This is a genomic window from Bacteroides sp. 2201st1_D9_2201SCRN_220225 (assembly GCF_040928965.1).
Classification (GTDB): domain Bacteria; phylum Bacteroidota; class Bacteroidia; order Bacteroidales; family Bacteroidaceae; genus Bacteroides; species Bacteroides stercoris.
The window spans coordinates 1-2,380 of the sequence record NZ_JBCODG010000159.1 but is presented as its reverse complement, the minus strand read 5'-3'; the positions used below and the strand labels follow the sequence as shown (position 1 = coordinate 2,380).

2 protein-coding genes are annotated in these 2,380 nt (G+C 42.9%); both read right to left on the bottom strand.

The features are described 5' to 3' along the window. Positions 1 to 253: 253 nt before the first annotated feature. Positions 254 to 1,012 (bottom strand): Fic family protein, encoded by a 759-nt coding sequence (locus tag AB5903_RS22345; protein WP_016662279.1) that lies wholly within the window; start codon positions 1,010 to 1,012, stop codon positions 254 to 256. 12 nt (positions 1,013 to 1,024) lie between these two features. Then, on the bottom strand, positions 1,025 to 2,380 hold a 1,356-nt coding region (locus AB5903_RS22340; RefSeq protein ID WP_368118310.1), incomplete at its 5' end, for a fimbrillin family protein.

The window sequence follows — 2,380 nt, the reverse complement described above, 5'->3', positions numbered from 1 at the left end:
TAGTGTTTCCGAACCAGCTTTTGCCGGTTCTATTGTTTAACTTTTAATCTTTCGGTAAAAATTTACCGAAGTATTGAACTGATATACATATCATCAAATCCATCAGATTGTTTTCCATGAAAGTATATATCTATGGAATTCATGCTAAAGTTTGCTGTAATAGTACTGTTAGAACTATGCAAAAATGAAGTCCCGGTGCATCACTGCAGCGGGACTTCTCCACTTTAAATTCATCTTATGTCATGCCAATGAATTACATTTCCATACCGGTATCCGTCGTCAATTCTTTTATCCGGGCCATCTGTTTGTCCAGGAAATAATCAGCATACAGACTGTATGTCCCGTTTTCATAGAAACTGATCAGTCCTTTGCGGTAATTCAGGATATCGGCATCTTTTGAGGAGTACACCGGAATCAACCCAGCATTCATCATCACAATACTTTCCACAAGACGTGCCGTACGTTTGTTGCAGTCGATGAATGGCTGTATCCGTGCAATGTTGCAATGAAGATACACTGCACGTTCAAGAGGGTTCTCCAGCTCCGTCTGCCGATAAAGCACTTCGCTTAGTTTGAAACGTATTTCATATACGTCCCGAGGAGGTATATAATCGGTTCCAGATATCCTTACCGGACGTGTGCGAAACTGTCCGGCTTCTTCGTCGGAAACTAATCCGGAAGACAAACCTGAATGCAGCCGGAGCAGAGTACGTTCATCTATTACTTCAATATTCTTCCCCTTATGGATATATTCCATTTCAGAGACAAAAAGGTTATGCAGGTTCTTCAGCATTTTTGCATCCTCATATCGTTTTTCCGATGTGATGCCGTCTTTTAGAAGGGCTTCCGTCTCAACGTATGTATATGTGTTCCCTTCAATCTTTCCAGAATAATAGCACCACACTACAGCCAGATTATGTATCTCAGGTGATGTCAGATCACTCAATTTTGCCAATGGAGACTGAAGTATCTGTTCTGCCTTTTGTAATTGCTTATTTGAAAATATATTCATAACATATAAATTTTAGTGCCAGCTCTGAGGCGTTACTTTCACATAATTTGTCGTTTCATCCCAAATATACCCTCCCGTATAATTGCGATTAAACAGATAATCGGCATCACACCGGAGCAATATCCACTTATCCGAATTTTCAGCTCTCCAATACAGATGTACAAGCGGACTTGCATACCCAACGCCGTCATGTGTGGGGTTTAAATGTTTAACCGGAAACTGACAACTCATGATACCTTTCCAAAAACGTGTTCCTTCCGGGATGCTCACAGAGATCATGCCTAATTCATCACGCCATTCCTCATCGTTTACGGCTCCTTCTTTCTTGTCGCTTGGTCTGTATGAATTGGACTTCAGCTTAAATTCACGTTCCCACACAGCTTTTATTTTTCCTTTCAAGGCTTTTTCTCCTTTGTTTGACAAAGTATATACCAAATTCCACGGAGTATCATCAGGCACAGGATATACAAGAATAGAAGTATATCCTTGTCCTTCCACTTCCATCATGCGTAATGCCGGCAGATTATCCGGTGCAGGTGCTTTTACTTCATACAGCCATTCCTCATCCGTACTGCCATAGTCATAATCTACTGCCTTGCACCACATTGTTTCTCCTTTCTTACGGAACAGAGGAACAAGCTGGTATGTACCGGGAGCGGAAGTAATATAGCACTGGATACGCTTACCGTCCCATGCACCATTGGTCTTGATGTCTATCGGCTGGAATTTCTCCACTATCTCATTGGTTCCTTCCCTCATGAATACAAAGCGCAGTTCTCCTTCCGATGTACCGCACCAGGGATAGTAGAATGTACCGAAAACCTTACCTTCATTCTGATAGCAATCATAGCCATATTCCGTATAGTTCGGCCAAATGGTAAATTCGTAATCTTCCGGATTCGGATTGAGTATGATTTCATCCGTCTTACCATATCGGCTCCAATATTCCACATCTATATCAACCTGTTCCTTGTTTACCGGGGAATTATAGTTTCCTGTCATTTTCAAGGTGTAGGTGTATTTCATACCTGCCTGCCATTCATGCAGTACCGGGAATGTATAGGTATGTTCCTGCCCGTCAATGGTAAAACTTACATATACCGGTTCGTCGTGCGCCGGCTTGGGCATAAGGATGGCATCCACAATCACCGGGTTGGCATCATTGAGCATGTAGTTCCCGCCGGCCTTGATTATCCCCCGACCTGTTCCGTAATCCTTTGTTATCGTTCCTGCCGTGGCATCAAGCGTTCCAGCCGTATATACATTCTTGAAAGTCATGTCCGATACCAGCCCCGTACCCATGTATTCGTCTTTCATCAGGCGTACGCGTACCAATGTCATCGCATGCTTCATTTCCAGACTTGCAGT

Excerpts from the sequence above, each read along its gene's own strand:
- AB5903_RS22345 (WP_016662279.1), bottom strand. The coding sequence starts at position 1,012 with ATGAATATATTTTCAAATAAGCAATTACAAAAGGCAGAACAGATACTT.